An 18,931-nucleotide genomic window follows, 5' to 3' on the forward strand; every position below is an offset into this window, starting at 1 on the left:
GTTGCGATGCCTTATTTTTTCCTTGGGTCTTCTCTTATTGCCTATCATGACAAGGAAAATGGTAGCGCTGTCATGATAGCGCTACCATTACTTCTAGATTACTCTCAGCGTATCGACAAGTTGAACATCAAGGACGTGCGACTAATGTCTAAAGACCTCTCGGCCGCTAACAAGTCACGCCGTCGCTCCGATCAAATCACGCTCAGTCAGGTGGCGCAGGCCGCAGGGGTTTCCCCGATTACGGCATCGCGGGCACTGAACCACCCCGACAAGGTGAGCGACAGTACCCGCCAAAGCGTTTTGGAAAGCGTAGAGCGTTTGGGCTATGTGCCCAACCTAGTAGCGGGTAGCCTGGCATCTTCCCGCTCCCGGCTGATTGCCATCATCGTGCCGTCGCTGATCAACAGCGTGTTTGTGGAAGTCATAAAGGGCCTGCAGGAAACACTAGAAGCGCAGGGGTATCAGATCCTGCTCGGCAATACTGATTACGATCTGGACCGTGAGTATCAACTGGTGCGTACGTTTTTAGGCTGGTCATGTTCGGCTTTGGTCACCGCCGGGCTACGCCATAACGATGCGTGTCGGACGCTATTAGCTAACTGGGGCCATCCGATTATGGAAGTGATGGAGCTCGGTAAAGGCATAGATCTCAACGTGGGGCTGGATCATTTAGCTGCCGGCCGGTGCATGGCCAGCCATCTTATCGACAGAGGCTACCAGCGAATTGTGTATGTTGGCGCACGGCTCTCCCACGATTATCGCGCGGGAATGCGCTACCTAGGGCATAAAGAAGTACTGGAGGCAAAGGGGCTTGAAGCCCCCTTGCTAGAACTGGACACTTTGGGCAGCCTGCAGGCGGGCGCGGAAAGCCTAGCCCAGGTTTTGAAAGGCTACCCCGCCACGCAGGCCATCCATTTTGCCAACGATGATCTTGCCGCAGGTGCCTTGCTGGCCGCCCAACGCCAAAATCTTCTTGTGCCAGATGATATTGCCATTGCAGGCTTCAACGGCTTACCGTTAGGTCAACATATCACGCCGAAACTCACTACCATTCTCTCCCCACGCGAAGACATGGGCCGTCTGGCCGCACAGGAGCTCATTCGCAGACTTCGCGGTAAACATGTTTATCGCCGACAACACGATGTAGGCTTCACGCTTCAAATCGGTGAAAGTACATAAGAGACCGCAAAACATTTTCGCTAACTCCAAGCCCCGCCCACGCGTTTTTTCCCGCTAGGCGTTTCAACTTCAGGCTTTTTAGGAATTGCCATGCTGCCGGACTACTCCATTATCGCTTGGCTATTGATCGGATTTTCGGTGTATCTGACGGGCGTCTCAAAAGGCGGCTTTGCTGGTGGTTTTGGCACGCTTTCGGTGCCGCTGATGGCACTGGTGATTAGTCCCACGCAGGCCGCAGGCCTATTGCTGCCGCTACTGCTGGTAATGGACGTATTGGCAGTGAAAGCATGGTGGGGCAAGCATGACATGGCCGAAGTATGGCGATTTTTGCCAGGGCTCTTCGTCGGTGTTGCGGTGGGCACGCTGCTCTTTGGCAGCCTGAGCGAACAGGGCGTTCGCCTGGTATTGGGTGCGATCTCAGTGGTGTTTGCTGCGTATATGCTGTTAAAGCCATTGGCCGCCAAGCCTATCTCAACGCATTGGGCGCTGCCTGCCGCCAGCGTGTGTGGCTTCACAAGCTTTATTGCCCATGCAGGCGCCCCACCACTCAATCTTTACCTACTACCACGAAAACTGCCTAAAGAGACCTTTATCGCCACCTGCGTTGTCACCTTTACCGCGGTTAACGTGATTAAGCTAGGCCCGTACCTGTGGCTTGGCGAAATCAATATGGCCAGTGCCTGGGCATCGCTACTCCTGGTGCCAGTCGCGTGGGTAGGCGTACGTAGCGGCCTTTGGCTACAAAGCCGGGTTAATGAGCAGTTGTTTTATCGCCTGGTAATACTGGCCATGTTCCTAGTGGGTGTTAATTTGATTTGGCAGGCATTAGCGCCTTAAGAGATAAACGTCTTCCAATACGACGTTTGCGCAGAGGGTCTTTACAACCGGCTGCTTTGTAGCGGCCAAGTTCGCCAGTCCAACCGTTGCCATCCTTCAAGGCTTGCGACCTCAGCCAGTACCGGGTCGGGATTAACGACCACGGGGCAATCGACATATTGCAGTAGCGGTAGATCGTTGCGGGAGTCCGAGTAAAACACCGTGTGGCTGGGCGTAATTTGTTGCTCCGTTAGCCACTGCTGCAAACGCAACACTTTACCGCCGCGGTAAGAGAAAATGCCCTCACTCTCGCCGGTATAACGCGCTTTTTCTGCCTCTTTATCAATGCTTAGGTCCACCGCCAGCACGTGGGCGATACCCAGCATCTTGGCAATGGGTGCGACCAAGTGGTGCGATGAGGCAGAAATCAGCACTAACGTATCGCCCGCCTGACGATGAGACGCCAGGCAGGCTAAGGCTTGAGCAAATATACGCGGCTGAATATGCGTCGCAACAAAACGCTCTACTTCTTTTTCGACGTCAGTCACGAGCCTGTTCTTAAGCGGCGCCAGCGTCATCGCCAGATACTCTTCCAGCTTTAATTGACCCGCATGATAGGCCTGCTGCATCTGCTCAGCCCGGGCGAGAAAGGTCTCGGCGTTGCTGATCCAACCCTGCTCGAACATCCATAAATTCCAGCGGTCGCTGCAATCCCCATCCAAGAGAGTATCATCAAGGTCAAACAAGGCCAGCCGCATAAAGCACTCCTATCGTCGCGGATTGACGGCGCGTAGGGTATGTCACTAACCATGACAAAAAGATGACGCCTTTAACAGTTTGGGTACTGCTAAGACGTCGATCAAGCGAAACACCTTTTGCTACTGAGCAGCCAAGCTATCTCAACTATTCATCGCATAAGGCAGATAAAGCGCTATCGCGGGAAAAGCATGCATTAAAGCAATCGCCAGCAACATCAGTAGGAAGAAAGGCAGCGTCGCTCGTGTGATGGTTAAAATATCCTTGCCGGTCAGGCCCTGAATAACAAATAGGTTAAAACCGACAGGCGGGGTAATTTGCGACATTTCCACCACAACCACCAGATAAATACCAAACCAGATAAGGTCGAACCCCGCAGCGCTGACCACCGGCATGATAATCGCGGTTACCAGCAAAATAAGCGAGATACCGTCTAAAAAGCAGCCCATGATCAGCAAGAGCACAGTCAGGGCGATGAGCAGCATGGAGGGTGATAATCCCATCTCGCTAATCGCGCGGGCCAGCTGCATGGGAACTTGGGTAAAGCCCATCGCCGAGGTCAGAAACGAGGCGCCGGCAATAATAAACGCGATCATGCAAGCCGTACGAATAGCCGCGAATAGCGAGCTTTTAAATATCTGGGCCGTAAAGTGGCCGTTCCAGCGGGCAATCACCATGGATAGCACGACACCGACCGCCGCGGCTTCGGTGGGTGATGCCAGCCCGCCGTAGATCGAAATGATGATACCGCCAATCAACAGCAGAATAGGCATTAATGCCCAAGTATTACGCAGCTTCTCTGTGAAGCTCATGTCAGACTCATCTTCACCGGTAAGGCCTTCCCGATTCCCTTTAACAAGTGCCCAGAGTATGAGGTAGGCCATAAACATTGCCAAAATCATCAGCCCTGGGCCGACGCCTGCCATAAATAGTCGGGAAATGGATTGCTCGGTCACTACGCCGTAAACAATCAGCATGATGGAGGGTGGGATCAGCAGGCCTAACGTCGAGGCACTTGCCAGCGTACCGATGGCCATATTGCTGTCGTAGCCACGGCGTTCAAGCTCCGGCAGAGTCATTTTACCCACGGTGGCGCAGGTAGCGGCGGATGAACCACACACGGCTGCGAACATGCCGCTACCGATAATATTGGTATGCAGCAAACGGCCGGGTAAGCGGTTGAGCCAGGGCGAAAGGCCGCGAAACATATTGTCCGCAAGCCCAGATCGAAACAGGATCTCGCCCATCCAGATAAACATCGGCAGCGCCGTTAAATCCCATCCATAGCTCGCCCCCCAAAAATCAGAGGCAAGGATCGGGCCCGGGTCAAACGGGCTAAAGAATGCCAATGCCACCCACGCAGTACCGATTAGGGCAAAAGCGATCCAAACGCCCCCGCCCAGCAAAAGCAATAACGTAAAAATCGTTGCCAAACTGAGTGTTAACACAAGGTCTTCTCCAACATAACGTGGCCAAGCAGTGATGGCAGAGAGTTAGTGCATTTCGCTGTCATCGGTGGATGTCGCTTCACGAAAACTGGACGGGTCACGTGTTGCTATCCGCAATGCAATAATCAGCGCCTCGATCAGAGCAAGACTAAGTAGCCCTACACTGATGACCAAGACGCTTTGGGGTATCCACAGCGGTATAGATAAAAAACCCGATGACACATCGTTGTATTGAAGGCTTTCTCTTGCCAACCCAATCAGCCCATACCCGAGTATTACGCTAATCGCTAAAGCAATCAGCAGGCAGGCCACTTCAAACCACACCCGAATGGCAGAAGGCAGCCGTGAAATCAAAAGCGTCACGCGAATATGGGCGTGATGCACAAAGGTATACGCCAAGCCCAAGAAGGTAGCACCCACCAATAAATAGGCCGCCATCTCGGAAACACCGGTAATACTGATGTTCAAGCGGTTGAGCCCCACCAGTATCAACAGCGCATCGATGGCACGAAAAGCCACTTGCAGTGCAATGAGGGCACAAATCGCGATCATACACACCGCGGCTCCCCAAGCACCTAGACGGTAGAGTCTGTCGAATTTAAACGTCATGTTCGTTATCTCACCGAGCGCGTGGGTGAAAAGAGGCGGCCAGCGCCGCCTCCGTAAAGGTTTTATGCCGTTTAGCTACCTTACTGCTCCCGGTAACCTTCCAAGGCCGCTTCCGCTTCGTCATCAGCACGGCTCAGCCAATCCTGAAAGAGCTTATCGCCCGCTTCCTGGAGAGCTGCGGCGACCTCTTCATTCGGGGTCGCTACAGTGATGCCGTTTTCTTCAAGTGCAGCGAGGCTCGCGTCGTTATCGTCACGACTCATCTGCCAGCCACGCTCTTCAGCGCGTTCAGCTGCTTCCATCAAAGCCTCCTGAGTTGCCTCATCCAGACGGTCAAAACTACGCTGACTGATAAATACAATGTTTTTCGGAAGCCATAAGTTGGCGTCGGTGTAATAGGACACGTAGTCCCACGCCGTCATGGAATTACCCGTAGAGCTTGACGTAATCATGGCGTCTACACGACCGGTACTGAACGCGGTGGGAATGTCCGACTCTTCGGTTTCAGTGGGACTACCGCCGAGGTTATCCACAAACCGCTGGGTATTGATATTAGGTGCCCGCACCCGCAAACCTTCAAACTGCGCCGGATCTGTCAGTTCATTGGCGGTATAAATCCCCTGTGCAGGCCACGCGACGGCATACAGCGGAATCAAGCCTTCACCAGCAAACAGCTCTGTAATCATGGGCTTGGTGGCTTGCCATAACGCATAAGCATCATCGTAGCTACCGGCTACACCGGGCAGCGTATCCACCTCAAAAATCGGGGCGTCGTTGGATAGCACCGACATGAAAACTTCACCAGCATCAATCGTACCGCGGCGTACCGACGGCTTGATTTCCCCGTGGGAGACGAGCGAGCCACCGCTATGCACGGTGATGGTCAATTCGCCATCGGTCGCTTCAGCAACATCTGCAGCAAACTGCTTGGTATTGTTGGTGTGAAAACTCGCGTCACCATAAGGTGTTGCCATGTTCCATTCAGCCGCTTGGGCAGAGGCTGTCGCAGCCAAGCCATAGGCGGTGGCAAATAGTAGGGGGGTCGCAATGCGCATACGCATGGGATAATTCCTCTTATTCATATTAGTGGAGGTGTTGCGTTGGGGTTGGTAACGAGAGCACTTGGCTGGACCCAGTGCCCTGGAAATAACGCATTGGTCATCTCGACACGGCGCTCCTGCGCGTAGGCACAAGCCGTTTTTTGGGCTAAACGGCCAACGCCTCTACAAAAGCGGGGATGATTGGCGTGACGCCATATCACATCATAGTTCATCGCCGGTAGCGGTACCGGTAATGCCAAGCGCAAGAGCTCGCCACGCCGCCATTCATCAAGCACCGTGGCAACCGGCAGCGCACCGATACCCAAACCTTCCATCGTCATTCGCACAATCGTCATCAGGGTGCTAACACTATGGATACGCGGGCTGGTAACGCCCTGCTCGGCCAGGTACTGAACCAGCTCTTCATAAGGGCGGGCCAGTTTTCCAAACGAAATAAACGGCAGCTTTGTGCGCCAGGCTTCAGTGTTTTCACTGAGCATCTCGGCATGGCGTGGAGATACGAACATACCCATCTCGTAAGGGCTTAACGCTTCGTATTCGATCTGCTTGGGCGGTAGGTAGCCATTCATGGCCAGTAAGATATCCAGCTCATTACCCATCAGCCGCTCATTGAGCGCTGGTGAGTAATCCACCGTAAGCTCGATGGTTAAACGCGGATAACGTTCGGTAAGCTGGCGCATGAACTCAGGGAACCAGCTGTGGGCAATGGTTTCGATAGTGCCGAGTCGAAGGGGGGCCGAGTAGTCCTCTTCGCTGTCGAAGAGTTTCATGGCTTCATCACGCTGGCTGAGCATACGTTCAGCATGCAAGAAAAACTCACGCCCACGCATCGTGGGTTGCACCGGGCGGGCCGAGCGCTCCAGCAGCAGTTCGCCTACCGTCGCTTCTAAGCGCGAAATACGTTCTGAGACTGAGGGTTGAGTCAAATGCAGGCGTGCGGCCGCCTTGCGAAAGGACCCCAATCTGACGGCCCAAACAAAGGCTTCAAGTTCTTTGAAATCGAGCATAATGTTGCCTAATCCACGCGTGCAATGACCAAAAGATATCGGTGCTGTCTATCGAGGCGCATCGATTCACAGAGCAGTTATTTGGCTCACAGAGCAAGCTACTACTGCAATGTAATTTCAAGCCCAACGCTGGCAGTAAACCGCCCCGTTGATGGTACGTGGCTGGCAAGTGCATGATTCACCCCGGAAAACGCTTTTTTATCGACCCATTTATTGTGAGTAGCTTGAGTCAAATACGCGTTTTTCTTTATTGTTTTATCGAGTGCTTTATTTAGTTGATAATCGTATTACTTCCTATCGTCAACTATTTTTATAAGAAATAACAATACGATAGAAGCTGCCGATATTAAGTATCGTGAAAAACGATTGGTAAATGAAAGAGCCTCTCCCCTATATTAGTTTGGGTTTAATAACGCATCCCAAATAACCTCTGTAATAATAATTGGAGTCGTTATGGTCATTCCCTTACTCAACTGCGATATGGGCGAAAGCTTCGGCAACTGGACACTTGGCCTTGATGCTGAGGTCATGCCTTTTGTTGACTGCGCCAATATTGCCTGTGGCTACCACGCCTCCGACCCTCACGTTATGCGTCGTACCGTGGCACTGGCTGTTCAGCATGGGGTGCGGATCGGCGCTCACCCAGGCTATCCTGACTTGATGGGTTTTGGGAGACGCTCCATGGCCTGCTCGGCGGCTGAAGTCGAAGATATGATTCTTTATCAGGCGGGCGCGCTTGCCGGTATTTGCCGCGCCGAGGGTAGCGAACTTAGCTATATCAAGCCGCACGGCGCCATGTATAACGATATGGCTGCCAACCTTGAGCTGCTGGAAGGCGCGATGCGTGCCGTTCGAGCGTTTGATGCAAGCCTTCCGCTGATGGTAATGGCCACCGCCAATACCGAGCCGCATCGCGAGCTGGCTGCTAAAATGGGCATCACGCTCTGGTTTGAGGCCTTTGCCGACCGCGCCTATGAGCCCAACGGCCATTTGGCATCGCGTCGCTTGGCGGGTGCCGTTCACCACGACCAATCGACTATCGTGGCCCAGGCCATTGCGCTGGCCAAGGGCGACGCCCTGACCGCCCGCGACGGCTCAGCGCTGCGACTTCCTTGCGACACGCTCTGTGTTCATGGTGACAACCCTGAGTCGATTGCCGCCGTACGTGCGATCCGTGAAGCTTTCAAGGTGTTGGAGTCCGCGTGAAACTGCGTCTGGAAACCGCTGCCATGGACGCCCTCACGGTGCGTCTTTTTGATGAGATCAATGAGCGCAATATGGGCTGGATCATGGCCGCGGACACTGCCCTGCGCCACGCCTTTAACGATGCGCTGATCGATCTTATTCCTTCTTATACGACCCTGCTCGTTCACTACGACTGCCAACGCATGACCTTCGTTGAGGCAACGTCGCGAATCCGTGAAGCCCTAAAGGGCCTTCAGCCTGCCGATACACAGCAGGGCCAGCTGCATGAGATCCCGGTGTGGTACGACGCAAGCGTGGGGCCTGAACTACCGGCAGTGGCCCAAGGCGCCGGGGTAAGTATTGAGCAGTTGATTGCGCGCCACTGCGGTCACGACTACTGCGTTTTTGCGCTTGGTTTTGCGCCGGGTTACGGCTTTATGGGGCTGGTGGATGAAGACCTGGCCACTCCTCGCCTGAAAACCCCGCGACGCCGGGTGGCGGCCGGAAGCGTAGGCATCGCCGAGCGCCAAACGGCTATTTACCCTCTGCTTTCGCCTGGTGGTTGGAATATTCTTGGCCGCACGGCGATGCCGCTTTTTGAGTACGCAAAACGCGGCGAACCGCTGTTGCTACCCGGCGATAAGGTACGCTTCAAGGCCATCTCTCAAGCCGAATTTGAAGCTGCCGGTGGTGATACGACCCCGCTAGAGGAGCGCGTATGAGCCAAGCTAGCATTACCGTAAAGCAGGCAGGCCCCCTTGCGCTTATTCAGGATAACGGGCGCTTCGGCGTCGGCCACCTGGGCGTTACCCAAAGCGGCGCCGCCGACTGGATCTCCTTTCGCTGGGCCAACTGGCTGCTGGGCAATCCGCTTGAGAGCGCCGCGCTAGAGATTGTGATGGGCGGCAACCTGACATTGGAAACCGACGCAAGCGTGTGCCTGGCGTTGGCCGGTGCCGACCTTGACGCGCGTATTGATGATAAGCCGCTGGCAGTTAACGCGCCCTTCACTCTACGCCCTGGGCAAGCACTCACGTTTCGCCAGCCACGTGCCGGGCTGCGTGCCTACCTCGCCTTCCCCGGTGGGCTTGAGGCGCCAGTCGTATTGGGTAGCCGCGCCTGCACGGCCCGAGAGCAGCTGGGCGGGCTTTATGAGGATGGCAGACCCTTACAGCTCAATGACCGCTTGTATTGGCAGGGCGCGTCCGTGACGCCACGCCGACTTCCAGCAAGCGCTCAACTGCCGATCCCCAACGGCCACTGTCTACTGCCAATGGTATTAGGTGCCCAGGCGGCCTTCTTTGCGGGCCGCAGCCTCTATCAATTATTTAATCAACCATGGCACGTTGATCAGCGCGCTGACCGGATGGGCATTCGACTTACAGGGCATGCGCTTGAAAGTAAAGTAAGCGGCGTGATCTCAGAAGGCATCCCGCTGGGAGCTGTACAGGTACCGCCCGATGGCCAGCCGATCATTTTGATGAATGATCGCCAGACCATTGGTGGCTACCCACGCATGGGCGCGATTACCCCCAGCGCCTGTGCCCTGCTCTCCCAGTGCCTGCCCGGCACCGAGGTGTGGCTACAGCCGGTGAGCGCTACTCAGGCTCAGGTGAGCCATCGCCAGCAGTTGGCAGAATGGCGTTAATCACCGGGCTTATACCTGGCAGATACTTTTACGCCGAGGATGCGTCAACCTTCACACGCTTATTGCGCTCCATCACTTCTGTTATTGCCGCCAAAAAAGCATCCCTTGAAGCGGCATGAGGGGTGGTGATGAAGCTTACGCCCACAAAAAGCGCTGCCGCTACCACGATGCCCCAAATACCGGCCGGCAAACCCATCAGCGAATTACCGGTGGCATACATTAACAGCACAAAAACGCTGGTCCCCACGATGCTTGCCAATGCCCCCGCTGCGGTGCCTTGCTTCCAGTAAAAAGCGCCGATAATCGCGGGCACCATGGCGACCAGCCCTGACGAAGCTGCCACGGAGAGTACAGCAATTAAATCCAGCTGCAGCTCAGCAAATCCAAGCGCCAGCAGGGCAATAACCGGCACAACGATCTTGCCCACCAGCAGTTGGCGCTGTTCATTTACGCCGGGTTTAGCGTTGGCGTAAACATCCCGAGAAAACATGGCGGCCAAGGTTAACATGATGGAATCAATCGTTGAGACCGCTGCCGCCATAACACCCACCATCACGATCACTCCCAACACGGGGGGAACAAAGTCAGAGGCCAGCAGTGTAGGTGTAGCGAGATCAGCCCGCGCAAGATCGGGAAACGCTGCCAGTGCCGAGAATCCCCACAGCACGGACACCAGCGTATAGATAAAGCCAAACACCAAAAAGCCAATCAGCATTTGGCGCATGGCGCGCAACGACGCAGGCATAAACAGACGCTGGCTGACCTGCGGGTTGGAAAGGCTAAAAAAGAACCAGGGAATACTCAGCCCCAAAAAGGTCACCAGGCTAAAAAGCCCCGTGCCAGGAACGGTGAGGGCTGCAGGATGCTCCGCCTCAAACGTGCCAAACAGGCCGCTGAAACCGCCCAGCCCCTGGACCACCAGCAATGCGACCAGCGTTGAGGCAACAATCATCATCAGCGCCTGTAACGAGTCGGTCCACATCACCGAACGAATACCGGCAATATAGGAAAAGAAAACGGCGATTAACGTCGCCATTACCACCCCGGTGGTAAACGTGATGGCGCCATCCGTCATGCCTTCCAGCAGATAGCCCACACCGGCCAGCTGCACAGCAGAGTAAGGGATCAGAAAGATACAGCTGGTGATAGCAACGGCCATGGCGACCGGCTTACTGTGATAACGATACCCCAGCATTTCGCTGGGAGTAACAAAGCCAAATTTTTTGCCGACAGCCCAAAAACGCGGACCGAAAACAGCCACCAAAGAAACACCCGCAAAATAGATAATTTCAAAGCCCAGTGCACCGACGCCACCGGCGTAGGTTAGCCCCGCCAGCCCCACCATCATAAAGGCGCTATACGTGGTTGCGCTGTAGCTTAGCGCCGAGACAAACCCATTCATCTGCCGGTTACCCAGAAAATAGCCCGACATACTGTTCGCAGCCCCCTGCCGCGAGAGAACCGCAATCCCGACCGCTACCAGTAGGTAAAGGGCAATGGCCCCCCAGATCATCGCCTCAGTCACGATCGTGTTCCTTAAAATCCTGGGTAATAAAGATATTAAGTGCAATCACCACGAGTCCAGCGCAAGTCCAGAAAAGAAAGCTGCCGTACCAAGCGGCGGTATTTGTCAGAAGGGTGTAAGGCACTACGCAGCTGAGCAGCACCACTAGCCAAACGGCCACTATCCACTTGCCTCGTTTCACGGTTCACCTTGGGTTGTCAAAGCTGGGAGAAGGCGTATGCAGTGCCACTATGGTTTCTAAACCACACCAACGCGCTGCCCGAGTTTGCCAGAGTAGCGATTTGCCTGCGTCTTGTGTACGTCTACTGAAGATTAATTGCATCGCTAATGCTTTCTCAGGCAATAAAAAAAGCCCGCATCTTTCGATGCGGGCAAGAGGGGGTACACCAATAACAGTGACTGCTCACGCGCCCCTTATAGGGCGCGTGGCATTACGCTAAATCAAACCGATCAGCGTTCATCACTTTTGTCCAAGCGGCAATAAAGTCGCTGACAAACTTCTCGACGTAATCATCCTGAGCGTAGATTTCGGCATAGGCACGCAGAATCGAGTTGGAGCCAAACACCAGATCAACACGGCTAGCTGTCCACTTCACCTGACCCGTTTGACGATCACGAATCTCATAATGGTCGCCCGCCGGATGCCAGGTATTGGCCATATCCACCAGGTTCACGAAGAAATCGTTAGTCAATGCGCCTTCGCGCTCGGTGAGCACGCCATGTTGGGTGCCTGCGTGGTTGGTGCCTAATACGCGCATGCCGCCGATCAGTACGGTCATTTCCGCTGCGGTCAGGCCAAGCAGTTGGGTGCGGTCCAGCAGCATCTCTTCGGGGCTGACCACGTAGGCGTCTTTCTGCCAGTTGCGGAAGCCATCCGCCAAGGGCTCAAGCACCTCGAACGACTCGGCATCGGTCATTTCATCCGTTGCATCACCACGGCCGGGGGCAAAGGGCACCGTGGCGCTTAAGCCAGCGGCTTTTATTGCCTGTTCGATACCTACGTTACCTGCCAGCACAATGGTATCGGCAAGGCTTGCACCGCTTTCTTCAGCAATCGGCGTCAGCACCGACAGCACGCGGGCCAATCGCTCTGGCTCGTTACCTTCCCATTGATTCTGGGGCGCCAGGCGAATGCGTGCGCCGTTGGCGCCACCGCGCATGTCAGAGCCACGATAAGTGCGTGCGCTGTCCCAGGCGGTGTTGATCATGTCGCTGATACTCAAACCGCTAGCGGCGATACGCGCTTTCAGGGCGTCAACGTCGTAATCGGCCGGCCCTGCGGGCACCGGGTCTTGCCAGATCAGGTCTTCCTGGGGCACATCCGGGCCCACGTAGCGCACTTTCGGGCCCATGTCGCGGTGGGTCAGCTTGAACCAGGCGCGGGCGAAGACATCATCAAAGTACGCCGGGTCCGCCATAAAGCGCTGGCAGATCTCGTTGTAAATTGGGTCGACCTTCATGGCCATATCGGCATCGGTCATGATCGGCATGCAGCGGATGGAAGGATCTTCCACGTCTACCGGCATGTCCTCTTCCTTAATGTCGACAGGTTCCCACTGCCAAGCGCCGGCAGGGGACTTCTTCAATTCCCATTCGTGGCCAAACAGCATCTCGAAGTAGCCCATGTCCCACTGCGTCGGGTTCTTAGTCCAGGCGCCTTCAATACCGCTTACCAGGGTGTCACGGCCAATGCCACGACCCTTGGTTTTCATCCAGCCAAGGCCCTGAAGCTCGGGGCCAGCCGCTTCGGGTTCCGGGCTTAGATCGCTGGGTGTGCCGTTACCATGGCACTTGCCGATAGTGTGGCCACCCGCCGTCAGGGCAACCGTCTCTTCATCGTTCATCGCCATGCGTTTGAAGGTTTCACGCACCTGGGCGGCGGTCTTGAGCGGGTCAGGCTGGCCGTTCACGCCTTCGGGGTTCACATAGATCAGGCCCATCTGCACGGCGGCCAGCGGGTTATGCATGGTGTCGGGCTTTGCCACGTCGCCGTAACGGCCGTCGGAAGGCGCCAGCCACTCTTTTTCAGCGCCCCAGTAGGTGTCCTTTTCCGGGTGCCAGATATCCTCGCGACCGAACGCGAAGCCGAAGGTTTTCAAACCCGCGACTTCATAGGCCATGGTGCCGGAGAGAATCATCAAATCGGCCCAGGAAATCTTGTTGCCGTACTTCTTCTTGATCGGCCACAGCAGGCGGCGGCCTTTATCGGTATTGGCATTATCCGGCCAGGAGTTCAGTGGTGCAAAACGCTGGTTGCCGGTACCACCGCCGCCACGGCCATCCGCCAGGCGATAAGAACCTGCTGCATGCCAGGCAACCCGGGCAAACATGCCTACGTAGCTGCCCCAGTCCGCTGGCCACCACGCTTGGCTCTGGGTAATCAGTTGGCGAAGGTCCGCTTTCAGTGCCTCTACATCCAATGTTTCAAGCGCTTCGCGATAGTTAAAATCTTCACCCAGCGGGTTCGTTTTTGTATCGTGCTGGTGCAGGATGTCCAGGTTCAGAGCGTTAGGCCACCAGTCGGTATTGGACTTGCTGGCGGCTGTGTTACCGCCGTGCATTATCGGGCATTTACCACTCATGTGTTCATCTCCCTTTATTGCGCTTACCCCCTGGCGTAACCAGAGGAACACCCAATGACGTCTCTCAACATGACGCTTTCAAAACGCGCGAGCGGGCGACTCATTGACATGGCACTGTTTTAAAGCACATTAGCTATAGCTACAACTTGCATTTAGCAAACAACGTGATAGTAATTTTTAATCCACAAGCAACAAGACCCTTTCCCGGTAACCATGACAGTGAGCGAGACGTGCCGATTAAACGCGAACAGGGCGCCCTTGGGCGCCCTGTTCGTTGGGTTGCACTGCGTTGTGGAGCGTTAATCGACCAGTGGCAGCAACGCGTTCAGGCTATCGCGGGCATCACCGTAGAACATCCGGCTGTTCTCCTTGAAGAACAGCGGGTTTTCGATACCCGAGTAGCCAGTGCCCTGGCCGCGCTTGGAGATAAACACTTGCTTGGCCTCCCAGACCCTCAGCACTGGCATACCGGCGATGGGGCTGTTGGGGTCTTCTTCGGCGGCCGGGTTGACGATGTCATTGGAGCCAATCACGATCACCACGTCGGTGCTGGCGAAATCGTCATTGATTTCATCCATCTCCAACACGATATCGTAAGGCACCTTGGCCTCGGCCAGCAGCACGTTCATATGACCCGGCAAACGCCCCGCCACGGGGTGAATACCAAAGCGGACGGTCTTGCCTGCCGCACGCAGCTTGCGCACCAAATCGCTGACGGCGCTTTGAGCTTGCGCTACCGCCATGCCGTAACCAGGCACGATGATCACGCTATCAGCATCGTTCAAGGCACTGGCCACACCGCCGGCATCAATCGCCACCTGCTCGCCTTCGATCTCCGCTGCGGGCCCGGTGCTTCCGCCAAAGCCCCCCAAAATCACGTTAACGAAATTGCGGTTCATCGCCTTACACATGATGTAGGAGAGAATCGCACCGGAGGAGCCCACCAGCGCCCCGGTCACGATCAACAGATCATTAGAGAGCGTGAAACCGATAGCCGCTGCCGCCCAGCCGGAATAGCTGTTGAGCATCGACACCACCACCGGCATATCGGCGCCGCCAATCCCCATAATCAGGTGATAGCCGATAAAGAACGACAGGGCCGCCAATACAATCAACGTCCAGAAGCCAGCGCTGTTAAGGTACAAAATCGCTAACAGCAGTGACAGCACCGCCGCGCCGGCGTTAAGTATATGTCCACCGGGCAGTTGGCGAGGTTTGCCGTCCACTTTACCAGCCAGCTTACCGAACGCTACCACCGAACCGGTGAAAGTCACTGCACCGATAAAGATAGCGAACACCACTTCAATCTGCAGAAAAGTGAGTTCGTCAGGCGCCTTGGTGGCTACCAGCGCGGCAAAGGCAGAAAACTCCTGCATAACGCCATCGGCCGCTTGTGCCGCCAGTACTCGGCGGCGCTCTAAATCCGCGCTCCAGGCGACAAACACCGCGGCTAAGCCGACAAAACTGTGCAACGCTGCCACTAGTTGCGGCATTTCGGTCATCTCGACCTTGCCCGCCACATAGACACCGATGCCAGCACCAATCACCATCATCGGAATTAGCCACCAGTAGCCGCCAATCCCCGGCCCTAAGGCAGTAAAAAATACTGCCAGCGCCATACCCACAATGCCGTACCACACAGCACGCTTGGCTTTTTCTTGGTTACTCAAGCCGCCTAGCGACAGAATAAACAGTACGCTTGCCGCGATCGCCGCGGCAGATACGAATCCTTGACCTAACATATCGTCTCTCCGCCGCTCAGGATTTCTGGAACATGGCCAGCATCCGGCGTGTCACCAGGAAGCCACCCACGATATTGATGGTTGCGATCAGTACCGAGATCGCCGCCAACACGCCCACTACGGCGCTGCCGGAGCCAATCTGCAGAATCGCCCCCAAAATAATGATGCCCGAGATCGCGTTGGTCACCGCCATCAGCGGTGTATGCAGCGAGTGACTTACGTTCCAGATCACTTGGAAGCCGATAAAGCACGCCAACACGAAGACAATAAAGTGCTGCATAAAGGACGCGGGCGCAATCTGGCCGAGCAGCAGCATCAGCGCTCCGCCGATGGCCAATATGCCGACCTGGCGCTTGGACTGGGCCTTAAACGCTGATGCTTCTGCAGCTTTTTTCTCCTCGGGCGTCGGCTGTTTTTCTTTCTTCTTCGGTTTGGCCGCAGCAATCGCTTTTACTTTGGGCGGGGGCGGCGGAAAGGTCACTTCGCTCTGGTAAGTCACTGTCGCGCCACGAATCACGTCATCATCCATATTGTGATTGATCACGCCATCTTTCTCAGGCGTTAAATCGGTCAGCATATGGCGAATATTGGTGGCATACAGCAAGGACGACTGGGTCGCCATGCGTGAGGGGAAGTCGGTATAGCCGACCACAATCACGCCGTTATCGGAGACGATACGCTCATCGGGCTGGGTTAAATCGCAGTTACCGCCTTTTTCAGCCGCCAGATCAACAATCACCGAGCCGGGTTTCATGGCCGCGACCATATCCTCAAGCCACAGCTTGGGCGCCGGGCGCCCGGGGATCAGCGCAGTGGTAATAACGATGTCCACATCGGGCGCCTGTTCGCGGAAACAAGCCAGCTGCTTTTCGCGAAACTCAGGGCTTGAGGGCGAGGCATAGCCGCCGCTTGCCGAGCCATCCTGACTATCTTCGCTGTCTTCGCTGTTTTCAAAATCCAGGAACAGGAACTCAGCGCCCATCGACTCGATCTGCTCGGAGACTTCCGGACGCACATCAAAGGCACGCACCACAGCACCCAGACTGGTGGCGGTACCAATGGCCGCAAGCCCGGCAACGCCTGCGCCAATTACCAGCACCTTAGCCGGAGGCACTTTGCCCGCAGCAGTTACCTGGCCGGTAAAGAAGCGGCCAAAATTATTGCCTGCCTCTATTACCGCGCGGTAACCGGCGATATTGGCCATGGAGGAGAGCGCGTCCATTTTCTGGGCACGAGAAATGCGCGGCACCATATCCATCGCAATCACGGTGGCGCCTTGGGCACGGCACTTCTCAAGCATCGCTTCGTTTTGAGCGGGCCAGAAAAACGCAATCAGCGTTTGTCCTTCTCGTAGTCGTGCCGCTTCTTCATCAGAAGGCTCGCGGACTTTAATGACCACCTCAGCGCCCTGCCAAAGAGCGTCAGCACTATCCACTACGGTAACGCCAGCATCACGATAAGCGTTGTCATTAAAGCCCGCCGCAAGACCAGCGCCTGTTTCAATCAGACACTCGTGGCCCAGCTTTTGGATCTGCTTTGCGCTTTCAGGGGTAAGCGCCACACGTGCTTCTCCCCGACTCGTTTCCTTAGGTGCGCCTATTCTCACACGGGTACTCCCTACGGTTTGAAAGCCGACAATAAGCTGTCATGGTTTGTTCTGATGCCAAGTACAGCCCGCTTGACGGCGGTTGATTTCGACCACCACATCTTTATAAAACGTTACAGGTTCTCATGTTGCGTTTTAATAAAGCCATTCAACCTTTGATGTATGCATGGCATGAGCTTTTCCAAACATCGTCACTGGCAGGAGCAGTATGCGCAAAAATCAAGCGGTATAATTACCTCAATGCGACCTGATCGTAAGCTGTACAAGACGGGTAACCAGTGGCCTGCCACTTACATGCCCGCTGCTATCCTGCTTGTCAGCTACCAATGCTTGCCCTAAGGGCAATGCATCAATCAACACCGGTGCTACTTTAGGCATTACCGCTGGCTATTCTGAAGGCACTCGGCAATTCATAAGCGCCCACTGCTCGATAATTTTTTTGTGTAAAAAAACGTCAACATCGTGTTTATTAGAAACTTTAAATATTTTCGCCAGCGAACAACACCATTCCAAGCACAATAATAAGCAATAACAGTGTTTCCAATACCATTAATATCACTGGCTTCCATCCTACGACTGCAAGTTTCTGGAAAGAGGTTTTAATACCCAACGCTGCAATGGCTATAACAAGGCACCAGCGTGACATCGTTGACATTCCGTCATTAACTATCTCTGGAATTAAGCCCAGGCTATTAATTATCACAAGAACGACAAAGCCCACTAGAAAACCTGGTAGCATTGGAACCCTTGTAGCCCCCCCTTCGCCCTGACGTGACGAGCGAAACATCCACATAAAAATCACAACAGTGGGTACCAACATGGCAACGCGTACTAGCTTCACGAGTGTTGAGGTATCTCCGGTTTCCTCCGATATCATATAACCAGCACCAACCACTTGGGCAACGTCATGGATAGTCCCTCCCAAGAAAATTCCTGCCTGTGTGTTAGCAAGGTTCAGAACCCCTGCAATCAATGGATAAACCACCATAGCAACGGTTGAAAGCGTGGTTACCCCAACTACTGTAAGAATAGTATTACGCTCACTATTTTCATGACGCGGCATGACTGCCGAAAGCGCTAATGCTGCCGATGCGCCACAAATAGCAACAGAGCCCCCCGTTAACAGGCCAAGATCTTTCGGCAGCCCGAGCACCCTGGCTAAAATTGCTCCCATAATAATAACGATAGCAACAGACCCGATAACAGTAAGCACAGGCACTATGCCAAGCTCACCTACTTGCTCAAATGTCATTCTTGCTCCCAACAATGCGACCCCCACCCTAAGAACAGTACGAGACGCGAACTCAACTCCTTGGCGACAACGCTCTTCATCACTCAGAAAGTGCAGTGACATACCAAAAAGGAGCGCATAAAGAAGCGTTGGCCCACCATAATGATCAGCAATAAAAGTTGTCGCTAATGCTATCGTTACACATACTAATAGCCCCCGGCCAATATTTCGGAAACTACTTATCCAACGCATTAAGCGAGTAAAACTATTTTCTTCAGACGGCACGAACATAGGCAATCTCATCCACCTGCTCTCCTAATACACATATGTCTATTCAAGGCATATAACTGATGTAAGCTGCGCATTTAAAACATCACAAAATAGCCTCGCAAGAAACTCTATTATCTTTCTGATCTTAATAACTTCTTAAAGCTACGATATAACGCACTAAAATTGGAAACAATTACTTATACCAACCAAGGTCATAAGCAACCTCATCTCAAAACATTAGCCAAATATACTTATTCGCAAAAAGC

General features: G+C 54.5%; 16 protein-coding genes. 5 read left to right on the forward strand and 11 right to left on the reverse strand.

Annotated features, from left to right (window positions below):
• Window positions 1-144 precede the first annotated feature (144 nt).
• Together ACT3TC_RS11220 and ACT3TC_RS11225 are read left to right on the forward strand one after the other, a co-directional pair.
• On the forward strand, window positions 145-1,179 hold the full coding sequence (locus tag ACT3TC_RS11220) for a LacI family DNA-binding transcriptional regulator (protein WP_444640123.1): 1,035 nt from the start codon (window positions 145-147) through the stop codon (window positions 1,177-1,179).
• Between the two features lie 90 nt (window positions 1,180-1,269).
• Entirely contained in the window at window positions 1,270-2,016 is a 747-nt protein-coding gene (locus ACT3TC_RS11225; RefSeq protein ID WP_444640124.1) for a sulfite exporter TauE/SafE family protein, read from the forward strand.
• Between the two features lie 41 nt (window positions 2,017-2,057).
• On the opposite strand, the gene ACT3TC_RS11230 is transcribed toward ACT3TC_RS11225, so the two are convergent.
• From ACT3TC_RS11230 to ACT3TC_RS11250, 5 genes are all read right to left on the reverse strand, one after another.
• Window positions 2,058-2,753 carry an HAD family hydrolase gene (locus tag ACT3TC_RS11230; protein ID WP_444640125.1) on the reverse strand — a complete coding sequence of 232 codons (696 nt, stop codon included), beginning with the start codon at window positions 2,751-2,753 and terminating at the stop codon, window positions 2,058-2,060.
• 141 nt (window positions 2,754-2,894) lie between these two features.
• The gene (locus ACT3TC_RS11235) at window positions 2,895-4,199 is read right to left on the reverse strand and encodes a TRAP transporter large permease (protein ID WP_444640126.1); all 1,305 of its coding nucleotides are present in this window, start codon (window positions 4,197-4,199) and stop codon (window positions 2,895-2,897) included.
• A 45-nt stretch (window positions 4,200-4,244) separates the two neighbouring features.
• Complete coding sequence (locus ACT3TC_RS11240; protein ID WP_444640127.1) at window positions 4,245-4,808, reverse strand: TRAP transporter small permease; 564 nt, start codon at window positions 4,806-4,808, stop codon at window positions 4,245-4,247.
• Window positions 4,809-4,888: 80 nt separating this feature from the next.
• A complete protein-coding gene (locus ACT3TC_RS11245; protein ID WP_444640128.1) occupies window positions 4,889-5,869 on the reverse strand; it encodes a TRAP transporter substrate-binding protein in 981 nt (326 codons plus the stop codon).
• Between the two features lie 17 nt (window positions 5,870-5,886).
• Complete coding sequence (locus ACT3TC_RS11250) at window positions 5,887-6,876, reverse strand: LysR family transcriptional regulator (RefSeq protein ID WP_444640129.1); 990 nt, start codon at window positions 6,874-6,876, stop codon at window positions 5,887-5,889.
• A 453-nt stretch (window positions 6,877-7,329) separates the two neighbouring features.
• Between ACT3TC_RS11250 and ACT3TC_RS11255 the strand changes: the two genes are divergently transcribed.
• The 3 genes from ACT3TC_RS11255 to ACT3TC_RS11265 are packed head-to-tail and all read left to right on the forward strand — an operon-like array spanning window position 7,330 to window position 9,709.
• A complete protein-coding gene (locus ACT3TC_RS11255; protein ID WP_444640130.1) occupies window positions 7,330-8,082 on the forward strand; it encodes a 5-oxoprolinase subunit PxpA in 753 nt (250 codons plus the stop codon).
• Window positions 8,079-8,783: a 5-oxoprolinase subunit PxpB gene (gene pxpB, locus ACT3TC_RS11260; RefSeq protein WP_444640131.1), complete on the forward strand. Its 705-nt coding sequence runs from the start codon at window positions 8,079-8,081 to the stop codon at window positions 8,781-8,783. Before ACT3TC_RS11255 ends, pxpB begins: the two co-directional genes overlap by 4 nt.
• Window positions 8,780-9,709, forward strand: coding sequence for a biotin-dependent carboxyltransferase family protein (locus ACT3TC_RS11265; RefSeq protein WP_444640132.1), 930 nt, complete (start codon window positions 8,780-8,782; stop codon window positions 9,707-9,709). The genes pxpB and ACT3TC_RS11265 overlap by 4 nt, the downstream gene beginning before the upstream one ends.
• A gap of 28 nt (window positions 9,710-9,737) precedes the next feature.
• On the opposite strand, the gene ACT3TC_RS11270 is transcribed toward ACT3TC_RS11265, so the two are convergent.
• The 6 genes from ACT3TC_RS11270 to ACT3TC_RS11295 form a co-directional block, all read right to left on the reverse strand.
• Window positions 9,738-11,234 (reverse strand): sodium:solute symporter family protein, encoded by a 1,497-nt coding sequence (locus ACT3TC_RS11270; protein ID WP_444640133.1) that lies wholly within the window; start codon window positions 11,232-11,234, stop codon window positions 9,738-9,740.
• Window positions 11,227-11,415: a hypothetical protein gene (locus tag ACT3TC_RS11275; protein WP_087110851.1), complete on the reverse strand. Its 189-nt coding sequence runs from the start codon at window positions 11,413-11,415 to the stop codon at window positions 11,227-11,229. The genes ACT3TC_RS11270 and ACT3TC_RS11275 overlap by 8 nt, the downstream gene beginning before the upstream one ends.
• A gap of 250 nt (window positions 11,416-11,665) precedes the next feature.
• Entirely contained in the window at window positions 11,666-13,816 is a 2,151-nt protein-coding gene (gene katG, locus ACT3TC_RS11280; protein WP_444640134.1) for a catalase/peroxidase HPI, read from the reverse strand.
• 299 nt (window positions 13,817-14,115) lie between these two features.
• Entirely contained in the window at window positions 14,116-15,558 is a 1,443-nt protein-coding gene (locus ACT3TC_RS11285) for an NAD(P)(+) transhydrogenase (Re/Si-specific) subunit beta (protein WP_444640135.1), read from the reverse strand.
• Between the two features lie 16 nt (window positions 15,559-15,574).
• On the reverse strand, window positions 15,575-17,164 hold the full coding sequence (locus tag ACT3TC_RS11290) for a Re/Si-specific NAD(P)(+) transhydrogenase subunit alpha (RefSeq protein WP_444640136.1): 1,590 nt from the start codon (window positions 17,162-17,164) through the stop codon (window positions 15,575-15,577).
• Between the two features lie 478 nt (window positions 17,165-17,642).
• On the reverse strand, window positions 17,643-18,686 hold the full coding sequence (locus ACT3TC_RS11295; protein WP_444640137.1) for a YeiH family protein: 1,044 nt from the start codon (window positions 18,684-18,686) through the stop codon (window positions 17,643-17,645).
• Window positions 18,687-18,931: the final 245 nt, after the last annotated feature.

The sequence above is a fragment of the Halomonas sp. AOP27-A1-41 genome (assembly GCF_052378605.1).
GTDB lineage: Bacteria > Pseudomonadota > Gammaproteobacteria > Pseudomonadales > Halomonadaceae > Vreelandella > Vreelandella citrativorans.

Bases quoted from the DNA above. Each gene is read 5' to 3' on its own strand.
- ACT3TC_RS11220 (WP_444640123.1), top strand. From the start codon at position 145: ATGTCTAAAGACCTCTCGGCCGCTAACAAGTCACGCCGTCGCTCCGAT.
- ACT3TC_RS11225 (WP_444640124.1), top strand. From the start codon at position 1,270: ATGCTGCCGGACTACTCCATTATCGCTTGGCTATTGATCGGATTTTCG.
- ACT3TC_RS11230 (WP_444640125.1), bottom strand. From the start codon at position 2,753: ATGCGGCTGGCCTTGTTTGACCTTGATGATACTCTCTTGGATGGGGAT.
- ACT3TC_RS11240 (WP_444640127.1), bottom strand. From the start codon at position 4,808: ATGACGTTTAAATTCGACAGACTCTACCGTCTAGGTGCTTGGGGAGCC.
- ACT3TC_RS11245 (WP_444640128.1), bottom strand. From the start codon at position 5,869: ATGCGTATGCGCATTGCGACCCCCCTACTATTTGCCACCGCCTATGGC.
- ACT3TC_RS11250 (WP_444640129.1), bottom strand. From the start codon at position 6,876: ATGCTCGATTTCAAAGAACTTGAAGCCTTTGTTTGGGCCGTCAGATTG.
- ACT3TC_RS11255 (WP_444640130.1), top strand. From the start codon at position 7,330: ATGGTCATTCCCTTACTCAACTGCGATATGGGCGAAAGCTTCGGCAAC.
- ACT3TC_RS11265 (WP_444640132.1), top strand. From the start codon at position 8,780: ATGAGCCAAGCTAGCATTACCGTAAAGCAGGCAGGCCCCCTTGCGCTT.
- katG (WP_444640134.1), bottom strand. From the start codon at position 13,816: ATGAGTGGTAAATGCCCGATAATGCACGGCGGTAACACAGCCGCCAGC.
- ACT3TC_RS11285 (WP_444640135.1), bottom strand. From the start codon at position 15,558: ATGTTAGGTCAAGGATTCGTATCTGCCGCGGCGATCGCGGCAAGCGTA.
- ACT3TC_RS11295 (WP_444640137.1), bottom strand. From the start codon at position 18,686: ATGTTCGTGCCGTCTGAAGAAAATAGTTTTACTCGCTTAATGCGTTGG.